Below are 2,462 nucleotides of genomic sequence, written 5' to 3' on the forward strand. Positions count from 1 at the left end.
CCGCGTCGGCCGCGCCAGGGCGCGGTAGTAGCCGACCGCGGCGCGGCGGTGGGCCGGGCTCGGCAGCGCGGCCAGCGCGTCGTCCAATTCGGCGCCGGTGTCATGACCGGCCGGTCCCCAGTCCTGCCAGAGCCGTGGAATGACGCGTGACAGAACGCGTTCGGGTAGCCCCGGCAGTTGGAAGAACAGGATGTACCAGCTGTTGCGCAGCTGGCGGGGAAGCATGCGCAGCTGCCGGGTGACCGGCCCCCGCATGCGGCTGATCGCACCGATCGGCGGCACCGCCATCGTAATGTGCTCGGTGAACGGCGATTCCGGATACGCGGCGAGGGCGCCGGCGGTGAACGCACCCCAGTCATGGCCGATCAGCACCGCGTCCTCGGGCGCACCGAGCGCGCGGTACACCGCGAGCGCGTCGTACATGAGCGCACCGATGTGATAGTCGCCGTCGGGTGCGGGTCCGGTCGGTGCGTACCCGCGGGCGAACGGCGCGACCACCCGCATGCCGCGTTCGGCCAGCAGCGGAGCCAGCTTTCGCCAGCCCCACGCACTGTCGGGAAAGCCGTGCAGGCACAGCACCAGCCGGCCGTCGGGCGGGCCCCAGGCCAGCGCGGTCACCGTCAGGTGCGGCAGGTCGAGTTCGACGGTCTGCGGTGCGGTCATCTCCGCCATGCTAAGCGTCGCGGCGGTTGACGCTGATCAGCGCGGCCACGAACACCACGACGACCACCGCGGCGAAGTAGCCCAGTGACCCCCACGTGCCCCAGTGCATGGCGAAGCCGGGATACAGCCACTGCACGTCCAGGAACCGCATCGCGTTCCCGAACGGCAGGTACGGGCCGATCTGCCAGCCTCGGCCGGGAAGGTTGGCCAGCAGCGGCTCCACGAGCAGCGGCCACAACAGCAGAACGGTCACCGCACCGGCGGTGTGCCGCAACAGCGTGGCGACCCCGACACCGAGCACGGCCGCCAGTACCGCGTACAGCGCGACCGCCGCCGCGAAGCGCACGGTGGCCGGCACCGTCAACGCGTCCGCGACGCCGGGGGCGGCGACCAGCCGGGCCACCGAGACCGAGCCGAGCACCATGACCGCGGCCGACACCGCCGAGAACACCGCGGCAACAACGGCTTTGGCGCACATCACCAGTGTCCGGTCGGGAGTGGCCAGCCAGGTGACGGCGATCAGCCCGGTGCGGTACTCCCCCGTCACCGTCATCGCCGCGACGATCATCAGCACCGGGATGCCGAACACCGCGACACCGAGCGCCACCTCGGGCACGCTCAGCCGGGCGTAGCCGTACGCGGTGGAGGTCTGCAGCGCGGCCAGCGCGCAGCTCAGCACCATGGCGGCCAGCGCGGCCCACAGCGGTGACCGCAGCGTGGTCAGCTTGACGCGTTCGGCGTCGACGGCGGCCACGGCCCGCATCAGCGCGGTCCCGCTCTGAACTCGGTGGCGTCGTCGGTCGAGGCCAGGTAGGCCTGTTCCAGCGAAACCTGTTGCGCACTCAGCTCGTGCAGCGCGAGGGAATGCGCGGCGGCGAGTTCGCCGACGGCCTCGGTGGTGGTGTCCTGCACGACCAGTGCGTCGGGCTCGACGTGCACGGTGAACCCGGCGGCAGCCAGCACGGCGTGCAGGTCCTGCAACCGCGGGCTGCGCACCCGCACCGGTGACGCGCCGGAGCTCCCGACGAACTCGGCCACCGTCGTCGACGCGATCAGGCGGCCCTTGCCGATCACGACCAGCCGGTCGGCGGTGTTGGCCATCTCCGAGAGCAGATGGCTGGACACCAGCACGGTGCGGCCCTCGGCGGCCAGCGTGCGCATCAAGGTACGGACCCAGTGGATGCCCTCGGGATCGAGGCCGTTGACCGGTTCGTCGAACAGCAGCACCGGCGGGTCGCCGAGCAGCGCCGTGGCGATGCCCAACCGCTGGCTCATCCCCAGCGACAGCGTGCCCGCGCGCGCGTCGGCGACCGAGGTCAGCCCGACCGTGGCGAGGACCTCGTCGGGACGGCTCCTGCCGAGGCGGTGGGTCGCGGCGATCCAGCGCAGGTGGTTGCGCACCGTGCGGTTCGGATGGACCTGCCTGGCGTCCAGCAACGCGCCGACCGTGCGCAGCGGGTCGCGCAGCTGCCGGTAGCTGCGGCCGTCGATGGTGGCCGTGCCCGAGGTGGGGTGGTCGAGCCCCAGGATCATCCGCATCGTGGTGGTCTTGCCCGCGCCGTTGGGCCCGAGGAAACCGGTCACGACGCCGGGCTCGATCGTGCACGTCAGCCCGTCGACGGCGCGGGTCGCCCCGTGCACCGACCGGAACACCTTTGTCAGAGCGGTCAGTTCGATCACGGTCGTCCAGTCACCGGTGTCATCAGACGCCAGGGCCCAGGCGACGACGTTGCTCCCGACGAAGGGGCCTGGTTGAAGCAGACGACCGCGTTCCACACCGATGATCACCGCATCCAGCA

Annotated in this window: 3 protein-coding genes; all 3 read right to left on the reverse strand. The window is 71.5% G+C overall.

Annotated features, from left to right (window positions below; translation table 11 throughout):
• The coding region (locus tag ASJ79_RS22530) for an alpha/beta fold hydrolase (RefSeq protein WP_067960150.1) at positions 1-663 on the reverse strand (663 nt) is incomplete at its 3' end.
• A gap of 10 nt (positions 664-673) precedes the next feature.
• On the reverse strand, positions 674-1,426 hold the full coding sequence (locus ASJ79_RS22535; RefSeq protein ID WP_067960147.1) for an ABC transporter permease: 753 nt from the start codon (positions 1,424-1,426) through the stop codon (positions 674-676).
• Positions 1,426-2,343: an ABC transporter ATP-binding protein gene (locus tag ASJ79_RS22540; protein ID WP_067960153.1), complete on the reverse strand. Its 918-nt coding sequence runs from the start codon at positions 2,341-2,343 to the stop codon at positions 1,426-1,428. The genes ASJ79_RS22535 and ASJ79_RS22540 overlap by 1 nt, the downstream gene beginning before the upstream one ends.
• Positions 2,344-2,462 lie beyond the last annotated feature (119 nt).

It is taken from the genome of Mycobacterium sp. NAZ190054 (assembly GCF_001545925.1).
Classification (GTDB): Bacteria; Actinomycetota; Actinomycetes; order Mycobacteriales; family Mycobacteriaceae; genus Mycobacterium.

Coding starts and splice junctions, on each gene's coding strand:
- ASJ79_RS22535 (WP_067960147.1), bottom strand. CDS start 1,426: ATGCGGGCCGTGGCCGCCGTCGACGCCGAACGCGTCAAGCTGACCACG.